This window comes from Ectobacillus ponti, from assembly GCF_024294785.1.
Classification (GTDB): Bacteria; Bacillota; Bacilli; order Bacillales; family Bacillaceae_G; genus Ectobacillus; species Ectobacillus ponti.
Window position 1 is genome coordinate 1 of the sequence record NZ_JANCLT010000115.1, and the last position, 530, is coordinate 530.

1 protein-coding gene is annotated in these 530 nt (G+C 42.3%); it reads right to left on the reverse strand.

Annotation, left to right across the window (positions count from 1 at the left end; genetic code table 11):
• The coding region (locus NK662_RS23420) for a KxYKxGKxW signal peptide domain-containing protein (protein ID WP_254761386.1) at positions 1-452 on the reverse strand (452 nt) is incomplete at its 3' end.
• Positions 453-530: the final 78 nt, after the last annotated feature.

Consider the following 530-nt stretch of genomic DNA (forward strand, 5'->3'; position numbering starts at 1 on the left):
GTAGCGCTTGAGGTAGCAGTTACTGCTTGACTAGTGTTTGAGTTGGCAGTTTCGCTGTCCGCTTGACTGAGGATACTCGAAGCAGCCTTGGTGGTTGTACTTGAGGTAGCGGTTGCTGCTTGACTAGTATTTAAGCTGTTTGTTGCACTATTGGGTTGGTGAGCGATATTTGAAGTAGTCTTAGCGACCTTGTTAGCCGTAGTGGAAACTGTATCTGCTTGAGTAGAATCATTGCTTGTTTTTGAATCAGCACTGACGGTTGTCCGTGTGACTATGGTTGCTGTTTTAGCTACAGTTACTGTATCAGCGTGCGCAATTTGATCGTTGATGATTGCGCTGCCAACAAATGAACAAAAAGTCACTCCGGCAACAAGCCACAGTTTACCTGACTTGTACAGTTTATAATGCACAGCCCTTTCGGAATTTAATGGATTGTCTGTTTCTAAGTCCATAATTATATCCCCCTGCTTTGTATAATTGATGAGTTTCAACTTATATAGTAATTATAACACTCATGGTGGATGTAAGCT